This is a genomic window from Maricaulis salignorans (genome assembly GCF_900103475.1).
Taxonomy (GTDB): domain Bacteria; phylum Pseudomonadota; class Alphaproteobacteria; order Caulobacterales; family Maricaulaceae; genus Maricaulis; species Maricaulis salignorans.
Map to the genome: position 1 here is coordinate 163794 of NZ_FNHG01000001.1, position 17584 is coordinate 181377.

Here is a 17584-nt window from a genome sequence, read left to right on the forward strand (position 1 = left end):
GCTTGCACGGGGTGGGCCGAGCCCCCGGCGATCGTTCAAGGGGAAATCAAGATGAAAGCATTTTTGCTCGCAACGGCATCTGCCGCACTGATGGCGGGCGCCGCGCTCGCCCAGGATTACTCGGCGCCGCCAACCTATGGCAGTGTCAATCTCAATGCCGGCTTCACGCCCGATCCGTATAACGTCAACATCACGTCCGGCGGTTCGATCCAGGCCAGCAATGTGTCCTCGTCCTGTCGCGGCTGGGTCGCCAATGCACCCGATTATTCGATCAATTACGCGGCCGGCGGTTATGATCTGACGATCGGCGCGACCTCGAGCTCGGACACGACCCTGCTGGTCAACGGGCCAAATGGCGAATGGTATTGCGATGATGATAGCGGCCAGGGCCTCAACCCGCTGGTTCAGCTCAATAATCCACGGTCCGGTCGCTATGATGTCTGGATCGGTTCCTATTCCCAGGGCGATTATGCCGCCACCACTCTCTCGGTCTCCGAAATCGGCCTGACCCAGGGCACATCCAATGTCCCCAATACCTATGCGCCAGCAACTTTCGGCAGCGCCAATCTGCGGGCCGGATTCACACCCGATCCCTATACGGTGAATGTGACCTCCGGCGGCACGCGCAGCGCCGCTCAGCTGAGCAGTTCCTGCCGCGGCTGGATCGCCGATGCGCCTGATTTCTCGGTCAATTACAGCGCCGGCGGTTATGACACGCTGACCATTGGTGCCGTATCCAGCTCGGACACGACGCTGGTCGTCAATGACGCCTATGGCAACTGGTATTGCGACGATGATAGCGGCAATGGCCTCAACCCTCTGGTGACGCTGGCCAATTTGGCTTCCGGTCGTTACGACATCTGGGTGGGTTCCTACTCCCAGGGCGATTATGCGACCTCGGTCCTGTCGATCTCGGAAATCGGCCAGGTTGCCGGCCAGCAACCGCGTCCCCAGCCTCGGCCACAGCCGCGGTCGGGCATCAATATGGCTGCGCCTGCCGCCTATGGCTCCGTGTCGCTGCGCGCCGGCTTCCAGCCTGACCCATACCGTGTCAGCATCACTTCCGGTGGTGGTTATCGGGCCGATAGCGTCCGCTCCGGCTGTGCCGGCTGGGTCGCGTCTGCGCCTGATTTCGAGCTGACCTATTCGGCCGGTTCCCTGCCGCTGATCATCTCGGCGGCCTCGAGCTCCGATACGACGCTGCTGATCAATGATCCGAACGGCAACTGGTTCTGTGATGATGATGGCGGCAATGCCGGTCTGAACCCGGCCTTGCGCTTCAATAATGCGGCATCCGGTGTCTATGACATCTGGATCGGCTCCTACAGCCAGGGCAATAACGCCACCGCTTCCCTGTCGATCTCCGAGCTCTACAGCGAATAGATCTGACAGCATCGAGTGCATTGAGAGGGCCGTCCGGGAGATCGGGCGGCCCTTTTGCTTGCAAGCCCGGCGCGCTGTGGCACTCTCGCGATCAAACAGATTTTCGGGGGAATGACATGCGTATAATCCTGGCAGTGGCTGCGGCTCTATTGGTGGCTGTCGCCATCGGCGTATTCGGTGTTCTTCCGGCCAAGCTCGACCACGACATGAATGCCGTCACCGCCCACGACCCCTATGCCATATCCACCGAGGCGACGGCCCTGCATGACAGCCTGCGCGTCGCCGACCTGCATTCCGACATGCTGCTGTGGATGCGCGATCCGACGCGCTGGAATGATCGTGGCCATACCGATCTGCCGCGCCTGCGCGCCGGCCATGTCGCGTTACAGGTCTTTTCCAGCGTCACCAAGACGCCGGCCGACATGAATTACGACAGCAATACCGCCGACAGTGACAACATCACCCCGCTCGCCATTGTCCAGCGCTGGCCCCTCGACACCTGGACTTCCATCTATGCCCGCGCCCGCTTCCATGCCCGGCGCCTGATGCGTGTGGCCGAGCGCTCGGATGGTGACTTCATCGTCGCCCTGACCCGCGGGGACCTGGCCGAAGCCCTGGAGCGCCGCGCCGGTGATACCGATGTGCTGGTCGGCATTCTCGCCACCGAGGGCGGACACCCGTTCGAGGGCGATCTGGCCAATATCGACGGCCTCTATGATGAGGGCTACCGGATGATCGGCCTGCAGCACTTCTTCGACAATGAGCTTGGAGGCTCGCTGCACGGCGTCTCGAATGCCGGCCTGACCGATTTCGGCCGCGCCGCTGTCGCCCGCATCGTCGAACACGGCATGATCATCGACCTGGCCCATTCCTCCCAGGCCGTGGTTCGCGAAGTGCTCGACATGACCGATGTCCCGCTGGTCATCTCCCACACCGGCATTCACGGTCATTGCGAAGCCAAGCGCAATATCCCCGACGATCTGATGGCTGAGGTTGCCCGGCGCGGCGGTGTTATCGGCATTGGCTTCTGGGCCGACGTCACCTGTGATGACACGCCGGAAGGCGTCGCCGCGACCATCCTCGCCGCGATCGATTTGCTGGGCGTCGAGCATGTCGCGCTGGGGTCTGATTATGATGGCACGATCACGGCGACGTTTGACGCTTCGGAATACGCGGTGCTGACGGATCGCCTGCTGGCGGCCGGTCTCAGCGAGGCGGATATCCGCGCCGTGATGGGCGAGAACACGATCCGGTTCTTCTTGGAGAATCTGCCGGCGGGGTAGGGCCTGTTCCTCACTCGCTGCATTTGAGGCGGTAATCCGGAAGCGGTGCGCCGGACGCAGTCCGGGGCGGAGCTGGTGAGGATGACGGGCGCGACGGACTGGCCTGCCACCCCTGCCAATAAACCCTCCGTCATCCCACGGCGCGCGAAGCGCGCCCGGGGGACCTCATCGGTAACGCTGGCCGTCAGTAACAGCGGAGCGCGCCGGCCCACCGGATCGCTGAGCTCCCCCGGACACTCAGCCGCGCAAAGCGCGCCCGAGCACCGTGGGATGACGGTGGGGTGGGGTGTTTGGTGCCGGTGTTCGTTCCGCGCTGACGTGACTTATCCAGCACCAGGCATACAAATCATCGTCATCCCAGCGAAGGCTGGGACCCGGATTCACGCACCGACATCTCATTGATTTGGCGCCAGTTTCCGACCCTTTTGCTCTACGAACCGGGTTCCAGCCTTCGCTGGAATGACGATTTATGGGTCAATTTATCCCCGCCCCCTCGCGCCTGACGCACAATCCACCCGTTCCGGTCGCACGGGAGGCACGAGCTCAGTCAGTCGCGGCGATCGGGAGCGTGCAGCCTGTCCGGGCGAAGGGGTGACAACCTGAGCGCTGGCAGGGCGTTCTTTCAGGTCTGACGGCACTAAACGACCGACCCGAATACCTGATTGAATTGGAAACGGCGGTGGAGACGCCACGGGAAAACTGCACGTGCGGGACGTCTCGAATGTCACGCTACTTTCACTACCGGTTACCCGGCATTCGCCGGCGTCCCGCACCCTCCTATCCCTCCAGCGGCAAGTCGCGTGGAGATTTTCCGGCGTGCATAAAGCAAACAGCCCATCCCGCTTGGCCTGATCGCGCGGCAATGCTACCTCCCGCACCATGAGCACTGACCAATCCCTGATCCGCAATTTCTCCATCGTGGCCCATATCGACCACGGCAAATCCACCCTGGCCGATCGCCTGATCCAGTATACGGGCGGGCTGACCAATCGTGAGATGAAGGAGCAAGTGCTCGACAATATGGATCTCGAGCGCGAGCGGGGCATTACCATCAAGGCCCAGACTGTGCGCCTCGATTATCCGGCCAAGGACGGCAAGACCTATATCCTCAATCTGATCGACACCCCAGGCCATGTCGATTTCGCCTATGAGGTCAATCGCTCACTGGCCGCTTGCGAAGGTTCGCTTCTGGTCGTCGATGCCTCCCAGGGCGTCGAGGCGCAGACGCTGGCCAATGTCTACCAGGCGATTGATGTCGATCACGAGATCGTCTCCGTGCTCAACAAGATCGATCTGCCGGCCGCCGATGTGCCGCGCGTCAAGGCGCAGATCGAGGATGTGATCGGTATTGACGCCTCGGAAGCCGTCGAGATTTCCGCCAAGACCGGTTTGGGCATTGAAGACGTGCTGGAAGCCGTCATCAAGCGCTTGCCGCCGCCAGCGGTGGGTGACCCCGATGCGCCGCTCAAGGCGATGCTGGTTGATAGCTGGTATGACCCCTATCTCGGCGTGATCTGCCTGGTGCGGATCATCGAGGGCACGTTGAAAAAGGGCATGAAGGTTCGCCTGATGCGTTCCGGCGGGGCCTATCCGGTCGATGGCGTCGGCGTCTTCCGGCCCAAGAAGGAATCGATCGACAGCCTGGGCCCCGGCGAGATCGGCTATCTCAATGCCTCGATCAAACAGGTTCGCGATGCCCGCGTCGGTGACACCATCACCGATGACCGACGCCCCGCGACCGAAGCGCTCAAGGGCTTTAAACCGGCCCAGCCGGTGGTGTTCTGCGGCCTGTTCCCGGTCGACAGTGCCGAATTCGAGGATTTGCGCGAGGCGATCGAACGCCTCGCTCTCAATGATGCCAGCTTCTCCTATGAGATGGAGACATCGGCGGCACTCGGCTTCGGTTTCCGGTGCGGCTTCCTCGGCCTTCTACATCTGGAAGTCATCCGCGAACGCCTCGAACGCGAATACAATATCGAGCTGATCACCACGGCGCCGTCCGTGGTCTACAAGCTCGAGATGACCGACGACACCACGGTCGATCTGCACAATCCGGCCGACATGCCCGATGTGATGAAGATCCGCTCGATCGCCGAACCCTGGATCAAGGCCACCATCCTGGTGCCGGACGAATATCTCGGCGGCGTGCTCAAGCTTTGCCAGGACCGCCGCGGCAATCAGCTCGAACTGACCTATGCCGGCAGCCGGGCCATGCTGATCTATGAATTGCCGCTCAATGAAGTCGTGTTCGATTTCTATGACCGGCTGAAATCCATTTCCAAGGGCTATGCCAGCTTCGATTATCACTGGGTGGACAATCGCGAGGGCGATCTCGTTCGCATGTCGATCCTGGTCAATGACGAGCCGGTCGATGCGCTCTCCATGGTGGTCCATCGCGGCCGGGCCGAACAGCGTGGCCGTGCCATGTGCGAAAAGCTCAAGGATCTGATCCCGCGCCACATGTTCAAGATCCCGATCCAGGCCGCGATCGGTGGCCGTATCGTCGCCCGTGAAACCCTGTCCGCCCTGCGCAAGGATGTGACCGCGAAATGCTATGGCGGCGACGCCTCGCGCAAGCGCAAGCTTCTGGACAAGCAGAAGGCCGGCAAGAAAAAGATGCGTCAGTTCGGCAAGGTCGAAATCCCGCAGGAAGCCTTCATCGCCGCGCTCAAGATGGACGACAACTAGGCTGGCTCCGCTCACCTTTTGGTGAGCGAGCCGTCTGATTGGCCGCGCGCCCTTGCTTATTTTCCGGCAGGGCGCATTTATGCGCTAGGATATCTCTGCCCAAACCCCTGGAGTTCATCATGCGCCGTTTTCTCGCCAGCCTTGCCGTCACCGCCTGTCTTGCCGCGCCGGCCTTTGCTGCGCCCGAAGTTGGCGACACGGCCCCTCTCTTCCAGGCCGACGGTTTTCTCGGTGGCGAAGCCATCCAGTTCGATCTCGCCGCGGCGCTGAGTGAAGGTCCGGTGGTGATGTATTTCTTCCCGGCTGCTTTCACCGGGGGCTGTAATGTCGAAGCGGCCCTGTTTGCCGAGTCCGCCGCCGAATTCGCCGCCGCCGGCGCCACGCTGATTGGCTTGACCGCCGGGAATACGGACCGTCTGTCCGAGTTTTCCGAAGCGCATTGTGCCAGCGCCTTTCCGGTCGCTGCCGTCGAACGCGAAACGGTCTCGGCCTATGGCGTCGGCTTGATGATGCGTCCGGGCTGGACCAACCGCACCTCCTATGTGATCGCCGCCGATGGTGAGATCGCGTTCAAGCACACCGACAACAACCCGAATGAACACGTCACCCTGACGCTGGACGCCCTGCATGCCCTGGCGGACCCGACCGAGCCTGCTTCGGGCGAATAGGGGTTTTCCCATCCGGAGTGATTGGCTAGCCTGAACCCGTTTTGACGGGAGGGAGACCGAATGGCCACGCCTGACGAGATGCTGCAGAGCATGATTGCCAACATGCCGGAGAAGACCGGCCGTTCGCTCGATGAATGGCTGGTTCTGGCGGGCACTGTTTCCGAGCGCAAGCATGGCAAGATCCTCGCCTGGCTCAAGGGCGAGCACGGGCTGACCCATGGCTATGCCAATCTCGTGGCGACGGTGAGCCTCAATCCCGAAAGGCTCGCGCCGCAGACGGCCGGGTCCGAAGCCGATCTGGTCGAGGCGCAATATGCCGGCAAGGCGGGGTTGAGGCCCATCCATGACCGTCTGATGGAGGTCGCCCGCAGTCTTGGCGATGATGTGGAGCTCGCGCCGAAGAAGGCCTATGTCTCGCTGCGCCGGTCGAAACAATTCGCCATCGTGCAACCCTCGACCAGGACGCGCCTCGATCTCGGGCTCAATCTTGGCGCCATGCCGCCGGCCGGACGGCTGGAGGCGGCAGGCTCCTTCAATGCGATGGTCACACATCGGGTGCGGCTGCAGGGTGCCGATGAAGTCGACGGGGCGGTGATCGACTGGCTCCGTGCCGCCTATGAGGCCAGTTGAGACGATTCTTGCGGCTCCCTGGCCCGTTTGACGCATGATCAGGGTTTCCGGCTGCGAAAAACCGCCGCATGCGTGCAAAATTCCTCCCGTTGATGTTGCGGTGCAGCGAAATCCTCCTAGTCTGGCGCCGAATGCCGAGGAGCGCCCCATGACCGATACCGCCGTCCTGTTTGAGAATCTTCACCCGGTGGCCGATGCACCCTTGCTGGCCGCAGGCTTGCGCATTGAGCGTCATGCCTCGGCGCTCGAGCCGGCGGCGCTGCACGCCGCTCTCGCCGACGCGCGTATCGCCGGGATCCGCTCGCGCACCAGAATGACCGCGACCGCCTTTGACGCCGCGCCGCGTCTGCTGGCACTGGGCTGTTTCTGCATCGGCACCAACCAGGTCGATCTCGATGCTGCCTCCAGCCATGGCATTCCGGTCTTCAATGGCCCGTTCGGCAATACGCGCTCGGTCGCCGAACTGACGCTGGCCTCCGTCATCATGCTGATGCGCGGGGTGCCGCTGCGCGCGTCCGCTGCCAAGCGCGGCGAATGGCTCAAATCCGCGAGCAATTCCCACGAAGTGCGCGGCAAGAAGCTCGGCATTGTCGGCTATGGCAATATCGGATCGCAATTGAGCGTGCTGGCCAGCGGGCTGGGCATGCATGTCTATTTCTACGATGTCGAACCCAAGCTGGCCCATGGCAATGCGCGCTCGGTCGGCACACTCGATGAATTGCTCGAAATGTGTGATGTCGTGACCCTGCACGTGCCCTCATTGCCAACGACCCATAATATGATGAACGCCCAGGCGATTGCCCGCATGAAACCGGGCTCGATCCTGATCAACCAGGCGCGTGGCGATCTGGTCGATATCGATGCCCTGTGCGCGGCGCTGGAAAGCGGCCATCTGACCGGCGCCGCAGTCGACGTCTTCCCGAAGGAGCCGGCCTCGAAGGACGAAGCCTTTGTGACGCCGCTGCAGAAATTCGAGAACATCATCCTCACCCCGCATGTCGGCGGTTCGACGCTGGAGGCCCAGGAGGCAATCGGCGACGATGTCGCGGCCAAGCTGGCCCGCTTTCTCAGCCACGGGGCCACCAAGGGTGCTGTCAATGTCCCGGAAATCGAGCCGGGGGCTATCAAGGCCGGACGCGTTCGGCTGTTGAGCTTCCACGGCAATGCGCCGGGCTATCTGTCGCGGCTCAATGATGCGGTCAGTGCAGCCGGTGCCAATATCGCGGCCCAGCAATTGGAGACCCGCGGTGAGCTGGGCTATGTCGCCGCCGATCTCGAAGGCGATCTGCCCGCGGACTTCCTCGAGCGCATCAAGGCAATGGACGGCACGATCCGGGCGCGCCTGATCCTCGGCTAGGTCTTGAGCAGGCTGGCCAGGGCGTTGACGCTGCGGACATAGCTTTCGCCGGCCCATTCGGCGGCGGCGAGCACGACTTCGCGCTGGGCGATGACCCCGAAGCCGATGAATTTGTCGGCCGCGCCCTGCTCGAAGGCTTCGAAATCGGTCATGCCATCGCCGATGATGATGGTGGTTTTGGCCGGGCGCGAGATCCGGTTGAGAATCTCCGCCTTGCCACCATTGCGCGATAGCGGGCAATCGGGATTGAGCCCGATGACCTGGCCGCCCTCGTAGACGAATTCATTGGCGTGGATCTCGCTGCGGCCAAAGCCGAGATCGCCCAGCACCGGTTCAAGCAGGTCGGCGAAACCGCCGGAGACCGCGTGCAATTCATCGCCCTGGGCCCGTAATTGCCGCAGCAGGGCCGCCATGCCTGGTGTCACGCGCTTGCGCAGCTCTTCGGCGATCCGCGCCACCATGTCGCGGTCGAGCGCGGCCAGTTGCAGGCGTGCCTCGAGGGAATCACGCAGCGCCATCCGGCCGGTCATGCCGGCATTGGTGATGTCATGCAGGCGTTTCTTGGCGCCGGCCGCATCGGGCAGGGCTGACAGGGCAGCCTCCAGCGCCATGTCGAGGGATTCCACCCGCAACAGCGTCGAGTCGACATCGAAGGCGATCAAACGTGCCAAATAACCGGTTCCATGCGTGGACGGGCCCGGCGGACCCGCAGTCTCATCAATCTGCGGCGATTCCCTGATTGCGGCGATGCCACCGCAAGTCCGGCATCAGCCGGGACCGGTCTCAGGCCGCGCCGATCCCGGTGCCGATCGGGCAGACGATGCCGGTGCCGGACAGCCCGCAATAGCCGCCGGGATTCTTGGCGAGATATTGCTGGTGATCGTCCTCGGCATAGAAGAAGGGCCGGTTCTCGGCAATCTCGGTTGTGACCGGGCCGCGACCATGCGCTGCCAGGGCCTTGTTATAGGCGGTCAGGCTGAGCTGTGCTTCCAGCGCCTGCTGCGGCGTCGTGACGTAGATTGCCGAGCGGTACTGGCTGCCGCGATCATTGCCCTGGCGCATGCCCTGGGTTGGATCATGGCCCTCCCAGAAGAGCTTGAGCAGGGCGGAGAGCGAAATCTCCTGCGGATCATAGACCACCCGCACGATCTCGGCATGACCGGTCGAGCCGGAGCAGACCTCGCCATAGGTCGGATTGGGTGTGTGCCCGCCCGCATAGCCGGCCGCTGTGTGCCAGACACCCTCGGCTTCCCAGAACAGGCGTTCCACGCCCCAGAAACAGCCCATGCCGAAGAAGATTTCCTCCATCATTTCCGGCCGCTCCACCTTCAAGGGCCGGCCGGTCACGAAATGATGGCTGGCGGTGGCAATCGCCGTCGGGCGCCCGGGCAGGGCCTGGTCGGCGGTGATGATGGCGGAATTGGCAGCGGGCTGGGTCATGGGGATTTCCTGGACAGGGGCTGCCATCAAAATAGGCACTCCCGGCGCGATTGCCAGAGCCGAAACTGCCGCCGCCTGCTGCGCAGCCGGTCGCAGCTGATTGAGGTCACTTGCTCTGGCCCCCGTGATGCGTATAGTCCGCGCTCCTCGCGGTGAGGTGGCCGAGTGGTCGAAGGCGCACGCCTGGAAAGTGTGTAGGCGGGGAACCGTCTCGTGGGTTCGAATCCCACCCTCACCGCCACTAACCCCCGACACCGGTCTCACCTCACGGGCCCGCCCCGCCAAGGCGCGGTAACATGGCGGGTTTTCCCAACGCCATCCTTATCTGACCCCTGATCTGACGGTGCTGTCAGATTAAAACGGGTTGAGCGCGGCGACGCAGTTCCCTAGCCCCACCCGATGCGTAATCCATTCAAATATTTCAAGACTTCGCCCGAGATCATCCGCCTTGCGGTGATGATGTATATCCGGTTTCCGCTCTCGCTGCGAAACGTCGAGGATCTGCTCCACGAGCGCGGGATCGATATCACGCACGAGACGGTGCGATTTTGGTGGAACAGGTTCGGGACATTGTTCGCAGCGCAGATCCGCAAGAAACGATCTGCCTCAATGCGAGCCCACACTCAATGGCGGTGGCACCTGGACGAGGTTTTCGTGAGCCGAAGGGCGGCAGAGCCAACATAAACGGTGAGCTTCACTATCTCTGGCGCGCCGTCGATCACGAGGACAAGGTGCTTGAGGCCTATGTCACGAGGCGCCGGGATCGCAAGGCAGCGTTGAGGTTCCTGCGTAGAACGAAGAAGCGATAGGGTCATCCGCAAGTCGTGGTGACGGATCGGCTGAAGTCATACAAAGCCGCGATGAAACTAATCGGCAATGCCGGCCGCCAGGAGACCGGGCGATGGCTCAATAACCGCGCCGAAAGCTCCCGCCTTCCCTTCAGGCGAAAGGAGCGTGCGATGGGCAATTTCCGCAGCTTCGAGACACTCCAGAGATTCGTCTCGGCCCAATCATCCGTCCACAATCACTCCAGCCACGAACGCCACCTGAACCGCAGAGAAACATTCAAGCAGAACCGATCCGCCGCCCTGGCCGAATGGCGCCAGCTCCCCGTCTGAGTTAAGGTTGATGGTCGATTTCGGAGACCGGTTCGCATTGGTCTGACAGCGCCTGCGCACCGCCCTGGCATGATCTCGTCATTCTCCTCCATCTTTGCTTGAAATACGTAAAACTGGGCATATTATAAGGCTCTTACAGCAACCCACTTGGTAGGTTTTTCATGAATGATGTCGTTATTGCTGCCACGGTCCGCACGCCGATAGGCAAGGCGTTCAAGGGACGTCTGACGGGCACAGACGGCCCTGGCCTGGGGGCTCATGTGATCCGTGGCTTGATGGACCGCACCGGGCTGGACGGAAATCTGGTTGATGATGTCCTGATGGGGTGCGCCCAGCCTGAGGGGGCGACCGGAAACAATATTGCCCGGGCGTCGGCCTTGCTGGCGGGACTGCCCGACCGGGTCGCAGGATGCACGATGGATCGCAAATGCGCATCCGGTCTGCAGGCGATCGTTACGGCTGCTCACCGCATCCGCGCCGGCGAGGCCGAAATCTGTATCGCCGGAGGGGTTGAGTCCGTGTCGCAGGTTTTGCCACACCGCAATATGACGGGCTATCAATCCGGGGCGCTTTCAGCGGCCCGGCCGGGATTCTACGACTCCATGATCCATACGGCAGAGACCGTGGCAGCGCGCTATCATGTCTCCCGTCAGGCCCAGGATGAATATGCCCTGCTGAGTCAGACACGCCATGCGGAAGGGCGCGCCCGCGGTGCTTTTGACGACGAGATCCTGCCGCTCTCGCTGGCGTCAGAAGAGGGCCCGGTCGAATTTGTGCATGATGAAGGGGCGCGGCCCGGCACAACCGCCGAGGCCCTTGCAGGGCTGAGCCCGATTGAGGCGGGCGGGTCGGTGACGGCTGGTAATTCGAGCCAGCTTTCCGACGGCGCGAGCGCCTGCCTGGTCATGAGTGCCGACGCGGCCGAGCGGGCCGGCCTCCAACCGCTCGGCATTTTCCGGGGTTTTGAGATCATCGGTTGTGCACCGGAGGAGATGGGTATTGGCCCGGTCTTCGCCGTGCCCCGCCTGTTGGCTCGTCACGGGCTGGGGGTCGACGATATCGGCCTGTGGGAGCTCAATGAAGCCTTCGCGTCCCAAACCGTCTATTGCCAGCGCGAGCTCGGCATTTCGCTCGACAGGTTCAATGTCAATGGCGGTGCTATTGCGATCGGCCACCCGTTCGGCATGAGCGGCTCGCGCATGACCGGCCACGCCCTCATTGAGGGCCGTAAGCGCGGCGCACGACATGTTGTCGTGACCATGTGTGTCGGTGGCGGAATGGGCGCGGCCGCCTTGTTTGAAGTCGCCGGCCAAGGCGCTCAGTAACCAGCCTCGCGCCAGGTGGCGACTCCGTCCCGGACCATGGTTTCCAGGAGCGGGGTGGGGCGCCAGCGAGGGCCGTAGCGCTCGCCAAATTCGCGGGCGAGCTCGGCCACCTTGTCGAAGCCGACACTCTGTCCCCAGAACATCGGGCCGCCACGCCAGCGCGGGAAGCCATAGCCATTCACCCAGGCTACATCAATGTCACCGGCCCGGATCGCGATGCCGTCTTCCAACTCCTTCGCGCCCTCATTCACCAGCGGCATGAAGAGACGGTCGCGGATTTCCTCATCGCTGAACTCGCGGGCCGGAATTCCAAGATCGCTGGCGACGCCGGCAATAATGGCTGCGGCCTGCGGGGCGGGGCTGCGCTCACCTCCCTCATAGCGATAGAAACCCTTGCCGTTCTTGCGGCCGAAGCGGCCGGCCTCAACCATCCGCTCCAGAATGGGCGACATGCGTTCGCCCTCGGGCAGTGTCTTCATTCGCTCCTTGCGGACCAGGACGCTGACATCGATTCCGGCCAGATCCCGAAGCGCAACGGGACCCATTGGCATGCCAAATCGTTCGGCCACGGCATCGATCCGCTCGGGGGCGATGCCGTGTTCCATCAGGAATTCAGACTGGCCCGTATAGTATTGCAGCATCCGATTGCCGATGAAGCCGTCACAATTGCCGGCCAGCACCGGCGTCTTTCCCAGACGTGCGGCGAGCGACATCATGGCGGCGATGGCTTCCGGCCCGGTGGTGGTGCCGCGCACCAGTTCCAGCAGTTTCATGATATGAGCCGGCGAGAAGAAATGAGCGCCGATTACGCGTTCCGGCCGAGCGGTTGCGGCCGCGATGCTGTCGATATCCAGCGAACTCGTATTGGTCGCCAGAATCGCCCGGGGCGGCGTGGACGCATCCAGCCGGGCGAAAATTGTTCGTTTCAGCTCCATGATTTCCGGGGCCGCCTCGACCACGAGATCAACTTCGCCGAGGTCCTCATAGCCGCCCAGCTTGATCCGCTTCAGAGCCGCATCGGCCGCGTCCCGGGTCTGGATGCCGCGCGCGGCTGATCCGTCATAAATGCCCTTGATGGCCTCCATTCCCAGCTTGGCGGCGTCTGAATTCGTGTCGACCAGCCGCACTTCGATCCCGGCATTGGCCAGCACGACCGCGATACCGCGGCCCATTGTGCCCGTCCCGATCACGCCGGCCCGTTCAATGCGGACGGCTGCAAGTTCGCCGGGCAGGCCGGGGATCTTCCGGGCCTCGCGCTCGGCGAAGAAATAGTGTGTCAGCGCCTTGTGCTGGTCGCTGCCAAACAGGCCATCAAACTCGGCGCGTTCGAAGCGGAGGCCTTCAGCGGGCGTGAGTTCGCAGGCCTGCTCAATGCAGGCGATGATCGCCAATGGCGCCTCGGCACCGCGCGACTTGCGCGCGGCCTGCTTGCGGGCGGCGGCAAAAATGTCCGGATCGATTCCAGCGATGGCCTCATTGCGGGCGATCACCGGGGCGGGCGCCGGGCGCGCGGCGAAATCCCTGGCGAATGTCAGGGCCGCCTCGTCGAGGTCTGTGACAATCGCATCAATGGCCCCAAGCTGCAGCGCCTCGCTGGCGGGTACCTGACGGCCACTGACGATGATGTCGAGCGCAGCGGCAGGACCGCAAAGCCGGGTCAGGCGCTGGGTGCCGCCCGCGCCGGGCAGGAGGCCAAGCTTGACCTCGGGCAGGCCGATCGCTGCATCATTCAGAGCGATCCGGGCATGGCAGGTCAGCGCCAGCTCATACCCGCCGCCGAGTGCTGTGCCGTGAATGGCGGCAATGCTCGGCTTGCCGGTCTCCAGCATCGCCTGGATCTCGCCGAGGGTCGGGTTTTTGAGGTGCCAGCCCTTCTGCAATTCCTTGATGTCGGCCCCGGCAATAAAGGTCTTGCCGTCGCAGCGGATCAGGATGGCCTTGATATCCGGGTCGGCATTGGCGCGGGCCAGGCTTTCGCCCAGCCCGGTTCGAACCGCGAGGCTCAGCGCATTGACCGGCGGGTAGTGGACGGTAATGACGCCGATTTCGCCGACGGCTTGATAGGATACAGAGTTCAAGGCCTTGCCCCTCTTATTTGATCAAAAAGCCGGCGTCGACGGGCAGGGCGACGCCGGTGATATAGCGCGCCTCGTCCGAGCACAGCCAGAGAATGGCATTGCGGACGTCGTCGACCTCAACCCAGGGAACCGGCAGGACATTCATCCGCCGCGCGGACTTCGCGGCGTCGTCCAGGGTCGGGTTTTCAAGGTCAGGCCGGAATTTGCGGAGGTGGGACGGATTCTGAATCAACGGCGTGTTGACGGTCGTCGTGCAGACCGCATTAACCCGGATCGAATGATGTCCAAGTTCCAGCGCCAATGCCCGCATCAGCCCGACCACGCCATGTTTGGCTGCAACATAGTGAGAGACATCCGGCAAGGCCTTCAGGCCCATCGCTGAACTCGTCAGGATAATCGAACCACCGGATTCTCCGGCGACCAGATGTGGGATGGCCGCGCGGCATGTGCGCCAGACCCCGGACAAATTGATATCGATCATGGTCGACCACTGGTCTTCGCTGAGCTCATGGCTCTTGCCGAAACCGGCGATCCCGGCCTGCGCCGAGACGATGTCCAGACCGCCGAACGCAGCGACGCCCTCATCCAGGACGGCCTCGATGGAGGCGAGATCGCGGACATCGCATTGCCGCGCGAGCACCCGGCCGCCCTGGCCCTCAATGGCGTCGACCATGGCGGTCATATCATCGGGGGCAGCGCCGGGAGAATCCGATGCGATCGGTCGGCAGATATCGGCGGCAATGATGCAGGCCCCTTCACGGGCGAAGGCCTCCGCCGTAGCGCGCCCCTGTCCACGCGCGGCGCCGGTGACGAACACGACTTTTCCGTCGAAACGTCGGGTCATCCGATGCGCCGGTCGTGGCCGGTCCAATAGGCGTCGCGGATCACGCGTTTCAGGATCTTGCCGGACGCGTTGCGCGGCAGGCTGTCGACGAAATCGACGGAGGTCGGGCATTTATAGCTGGCCAGTTCGGCCCGGGTCAGCGCGATCAATTCCTGTTCGGTGACGTGCGCGCCCGGTTTCAGTGCGACGACGGCCTTGATGGTCTCGCCCCACTTCTTGTCGGGAACGCCGACAATAGCGACTTCCGAGACCGCCGGATGGGCGGCGATGAGGTGTTCGATCTCGATCGGATAGACATTCTCGCCGCCCGTAATGATCATGTCCTTCACCCGGTCGGTGAGGAACAGAAACCCCTCGGAATCGATGTAGCCGGCATCGCCGGTCCGCAGCCATCCGTCCGGTGTCAACGCTTCGAGGGATTCTTCGGGCTTGTTCCAGTACCCGGTCATCATGCCGGGGCTTTTGCCCCAGATTTCCCCGACTTCCCCGCTGGGAAGCTCGGTGCCGGTTTCCGGATCGACGACCTTGAGCTCGCCCCAGGGCACAGCGACGCCGGCCGAGCGCAAATACTTGCGGCGTTCGCCGGTCAGTGTGTGCTCTTCCGATCGCAGGATTGAAATCGTGCCATTGACCTCCGTGAGGCCATATCCCTGGATGAGCTCGCAATCGAGCGCTTCAACGACGCGAGCCAGAACAGGTTCGGTGATTGAAGAGGCACCATAGAGGATCGCCCGCAAGTCGGGAAGCGGTGGAAGTCCGCGACCCTCGAGCTCCGACACAATCTGTTCCAGCATGATCGGCGCAAAAACCGAATTGGTGACCCGCAGGCGCATCATCAAGTCGACAAGCTCGGAGGGAATGAACTCGTCGACGATGACAATGCGCCCGCCGAAGGACAGGGTTATCAGGCCCCAGCCAACACCGGCGGTGTGAAATGTCGGCATACACACCAGACTCGTACTGTCCCTGCTGACCCGCCATTCCGCACCCGCACCCGGGAAGATCGACCACAAGCTCTGATGCGTGAATGTGACGCCCTTCGCCCGGCCTGTTGTGCCGGAGGTGTACCAGATCATGCACAAATCCTCAGGCGAGGACCGGCTCGGGACGGATTCCGCATTGCCGTGCGCGACAAGGCCTTCATGACCCAGCGGCCCCGTTTCCCCGAATGTGATAATTTTCGCTTCAGCGGATAGGCCGGTGCAGGCCGCATCAAGGGTCGGCCGCGCGGCAGTTGTGGTGAAAACGGCGAAGGGGCCACAATCGGCAAGTTGCTCCGCCAACTCTCTTTCGCTGAGGCGCCAGTTCAGCCCGACGGCAATCAGCCCGGCTTTCGATGCCGCGATGATCACTTCGAAATGTTCGGGGCGATTGCGACCGATGAACGCAATCAGATCGCCCTTGCGGGCGCCGAGTTGGGTCAGCGAGTCGGCCAGGGCGCTCGTGCGAGCGTCCAGTTCGCGATAACTCAGCGTCCGGTCTTCGAACGTAATCGCTGGCGCATCCGGTGTTGTGGCGACGTTGTGCGCGACAATGTGGTCGATCGTGTGGTGGGAGTCAGCGGTCATCAGTCACCCATATATTTCCGGAACGGATCGAATCTCCGTCGGCGTTGAGATGCGGCGCTGCGCCGAGTGTTGGCAAGCCGGGTAGCGGTGGACGGATCCAGCCATCGGCGCTGATCATACCGCGTTCCGACGCTGATAGCTGGGCGAAGGCCTCCGCCGGCGTGTCGACGCGTTCAAGGGGGATGCCGGCCGTGGTGGCGGATGTGACCCAGTCATCGCTTGTGCGCGACAGGAAGGCATGACTGAGCGCCTCGCCGAGCGGGGCCGCCGCCGCGCGCCGGTCCTGCCATCCCCAGTCCGCAACGCCTGCATCGGCGAACCAGCCGGGCCTTGCCGCGTCGAGCAGGTCCACGAGCTTCTTCCAGAGATGCGCTTCAATGGCGCCGATGACGATGTGGCGCCCATCGGCGGTTTTATAGATGTCGTTGGCCGGCTCGAGGTAGCGCGTCCAGGCGTCCGGGTCAGCCCGGTCTTCTGCAGCAACCCGCCAGGCCATCCAGTGCATCATGACGTCAATCATCGGGATTTCGATTCGGGCACCGCGACCTGTCCGCTCGCGCTGGAACAGCGCCGCGAGAATCGCCTGGGTGGCCATTGCGGCGCCGCCCATATCGGCCACGGGCATGGCGGGACGTACGGGCGCGCGGCCCTGTCCGGACCAGGTTGTTGCGGCCCCCATGGCACCGGACCGGGCCAGGAAGTTCAGGTCATGCGCGGGCCGCGTAGCTTCCGCACCGCTGCCGTATCCGTTGATTGAACAATAGATGAGACGGGCGTTTTCGCGAGTGGCGGTGTCGGCATCTACGCCCAGCCGCGTGGCGACCCCTGGCCGGAAATTCTCGACCAGGACGTCCGCCTCGGCGATCAGCTTGCGCATGACCGCGCGACCGTCTTCTGACTTCAGGTCCAGAGCGATCGACCGTTTGCCGCGATTATAGGTATCGAAAAAGGCGCCATCATAAAGGTCGCGGCCCGGATCCCCGGTCGTGGGCTCCACCTTGATGACATCTGCGCCGAACCAGGCGAGGTGCAGGGCGCAAACCGGTCCAGGTAAAAGCATGCCCAGGTCGAGCACGCGGATGCCCCGCAAGGGTGCGGGGAAGCTGTCGGGGTTTTGTGGAACAGGGTTCATAACCTACTAAGTAGTATGCCGCGCACCTCAACGTCAAGGGGCTTGACCGGCGCCGTTTTGCATACTACCC

General features: G+C 62.9%; 14 protein-coding genes, 1 tRNA gene and 1 pseudogene. 9 read left to right on the forward strand and 7 right to left on the reverse strand.

Features of this window, described 5'->3' with window-relative positions:
• The first annotated feature begins 51 nt into the window (after positions 1-51).
• From BLT42_RS15065 to serA, 6 genes are all read left to right on the forward strand, one after another.
• Entirely contained in the window at positions 52-1383 is a 1332-nt protein-coding gene (locus BLT42_RS15065) for a hypothetical protein (RefSeq protein WP_176780183.1), read from the forward strand.
• A gap of 116 nt (positions 1384-1499) precedes the next feature.
• Positions 1500-2666: a dipeptidase gene (locus BLT42_RS00800; protein WP_091765265.1), complete on the forward strand. Its 1167-nt coding sequence runs from the start codon at positions 1500-1502 to the stop codon at positions 2664-2666.
• An 879-nt stretch (positions 2667-3545) separates the two neighbouring features.
• The gene (lepA, locus tag BLT42_RS00805) at positions 3546-5354 is read left to right on the forward strand and encodes a translation elongation factor 4 (protein WP_091765272.1); all 1809 of its coding nucleotides are present in this window, start codon (positions 3546-3548) and stop codon (positions 5352-5354) included.
• Between the two features lie 119 nt (positions 5355-5473).
• Positions 5474-6022 (forward strand): redoxin domain-containing protein, encoded by a 549-nt coding sequence (locus BLT42_RS00810; RefSeq protein ID WP_091765279.1) that lies wholly within the window; start codon positions 5474-5476, stop codon positions 6020-6022.
• 60 nt (positions 6023-6082) lie between these two features.
• Complete coding sequence (locus BLT42_RS00815; protein WP_091765285.1) at positions 6083-6652, forward strand: DUF4287 domain-containing protein; 570 nt, start codon at positions 6083-6085, stop codon at positions 6650-6652.
• Positions 6653-6800: 148 nt separating this feature from the next.
• Entirely contained in the window at positions 6801-8009 is a 1209-nt protein-coding gene (serA, locus tag BLT42_RS00820; protein ID WP_091765290.1) for a phosphoglycerate dehydrogenase, read from the forward strand.
• Here serA and BLT42_RS00825 read toward each other — a convergent pair.
• Entirely contained in the window at positions 8006-8680 is a 675-nt protein-coding gene (locus BLT42_RS00825; protein WP_176780184.1) for an HAD-IB family phosphatase, read from the reverse strand. The genes serA and BLT42_RS00825 overlap by 4 nt on opposite strands.
• Before the next feature lie 112 nt (positions 8681-8792).
• Positions 8793-9449: a peptide-methionine (S)-S-oxide reductase MsrA gene (gene msrA / locus BLT42_RS00830; protein ID WP_091765300.1), complete on the reverse strand. Its 657-nt coding sequence runs from the start codon at positions 9447-9449 to the stop codon at positions 8793-8795.
• A gap of 151 nt (positions 9450-9600) precedes the next feature.
• On the opposite strand from msrA, the gene BLT42_RS00835 reads away from it, so the two are divergent.
• Positions 9601-9690 (forward strand) — tRNA-Ser (locus BLT42_RS00835).
• Positions 9691-9803: 113 nt separating this feature from the next.
• On the opposite strand, the gene BLT42_RS15190 is transcribed toward BLT42_RS00835, so the two are convergent.
• Positions 9804-9983, reverse strand: coding sequence for a hypothetical protein (locus tag BLT42_RS15190; RefSeq protein WP_233342237.1), 180 nt, complete (start codon positions 9981-9983; stop codon positions 9804-9806).
• On the opposite strand from BLT42_RS15190, the pseudogene BLT42_RS00840 reads away from it, so the two are divergent.
• Together BLT42_RS00840 and BLT42_RS00845 are read left to right on the forward strand one after the other, a co-directional pair.
• Positions 9906-10567 (forward strand): annotated as a pseudogene (locus BLT42_RS00840) (IS6 family transposase). The gene BLT42_RS15190 and the pseudogene BLT42_RS00840 sit on opposite strands and share 78 nt — an antisense overlap.
• A gap of 161 nt (positions 10568-10728) precedes the next feature.
• The gene (locus tag BLT42_RS00845) at positions 10729-11892 is read left to right on the forward strand and encodes a thiolase family protein (RefSeq protein WP_091765305.1); all 1164 of its coding nucleotides are present in this window, start codon (positions 10729-10731) and stop codon (positions 11890-11892) included.
• Here BLT42_RS00845 and BLT42_RS00850 read toward each other — a convergent pair.
• Genes BLT42_RS00850 through BLT42_RS00865 form a run of 4 tightly spaced genes read right to left on the reverse strand, consistent with a single transcriptional unit; the run spans position 11886 to position 17514 of the window.
• Positions 11886-13970: a 3-hydroxyacyl-CoA dehydrogenase NAD-binding domain-containing protein gene (locus BLT42_RS00850; protein WP_091765309.1), complete on the reverse strand. Its 2085-nt coding sequence runs from the start codon at positions 13968-13970 to the stop codon at positions 11886-11888. The two genes, BLT42_RS00845 and BLT42_RS00850, sit on opposite strands and share 7 nt — an antisense overlap.
• 13 nt (positions 13971-13983) lie before the next feature.
• A complete protein-coding gene (locus BLT42_RS00855; RefSeq protein ID WP_091765314.1) occupies positions 13984-14814 on the reverse strand; it encodes a mycofactocin-coupled SDR family oxidoreductase in 831 nt (276 codons plus the stop codon).
• Positions 14811-16382, reverse strand: a complete 1572-nt coding sequence (locus BLT42_RS00860) for a long-chain-fatty-acid--CoA ligase (protein WP_091765317.1) — start codon at positions 16380-16382, stop codon at positions 14811-14813. Before BLT42_RS00860 ends, BLT42_RS00855 begins: the two co-directional genes overlap by 4 nt.
• Complete coding sequence (locus tag BLT42_RS00865; protein ID WP_091765321.1) at positions 16372-17514, reverse strand: CaiB/BaiF CoA transferase family protein; 1143 nt, start codon at positions 17512-17514, stop codon at positions 16372-16374. The genes BLT42_RS00860 and BLT42_RS00865 overlap by 11 nt, the downstream gene beginning before the upstream one ends.
• Between the last annotated feature and the right edge of the window lie 70 nt (positions 17515-17584).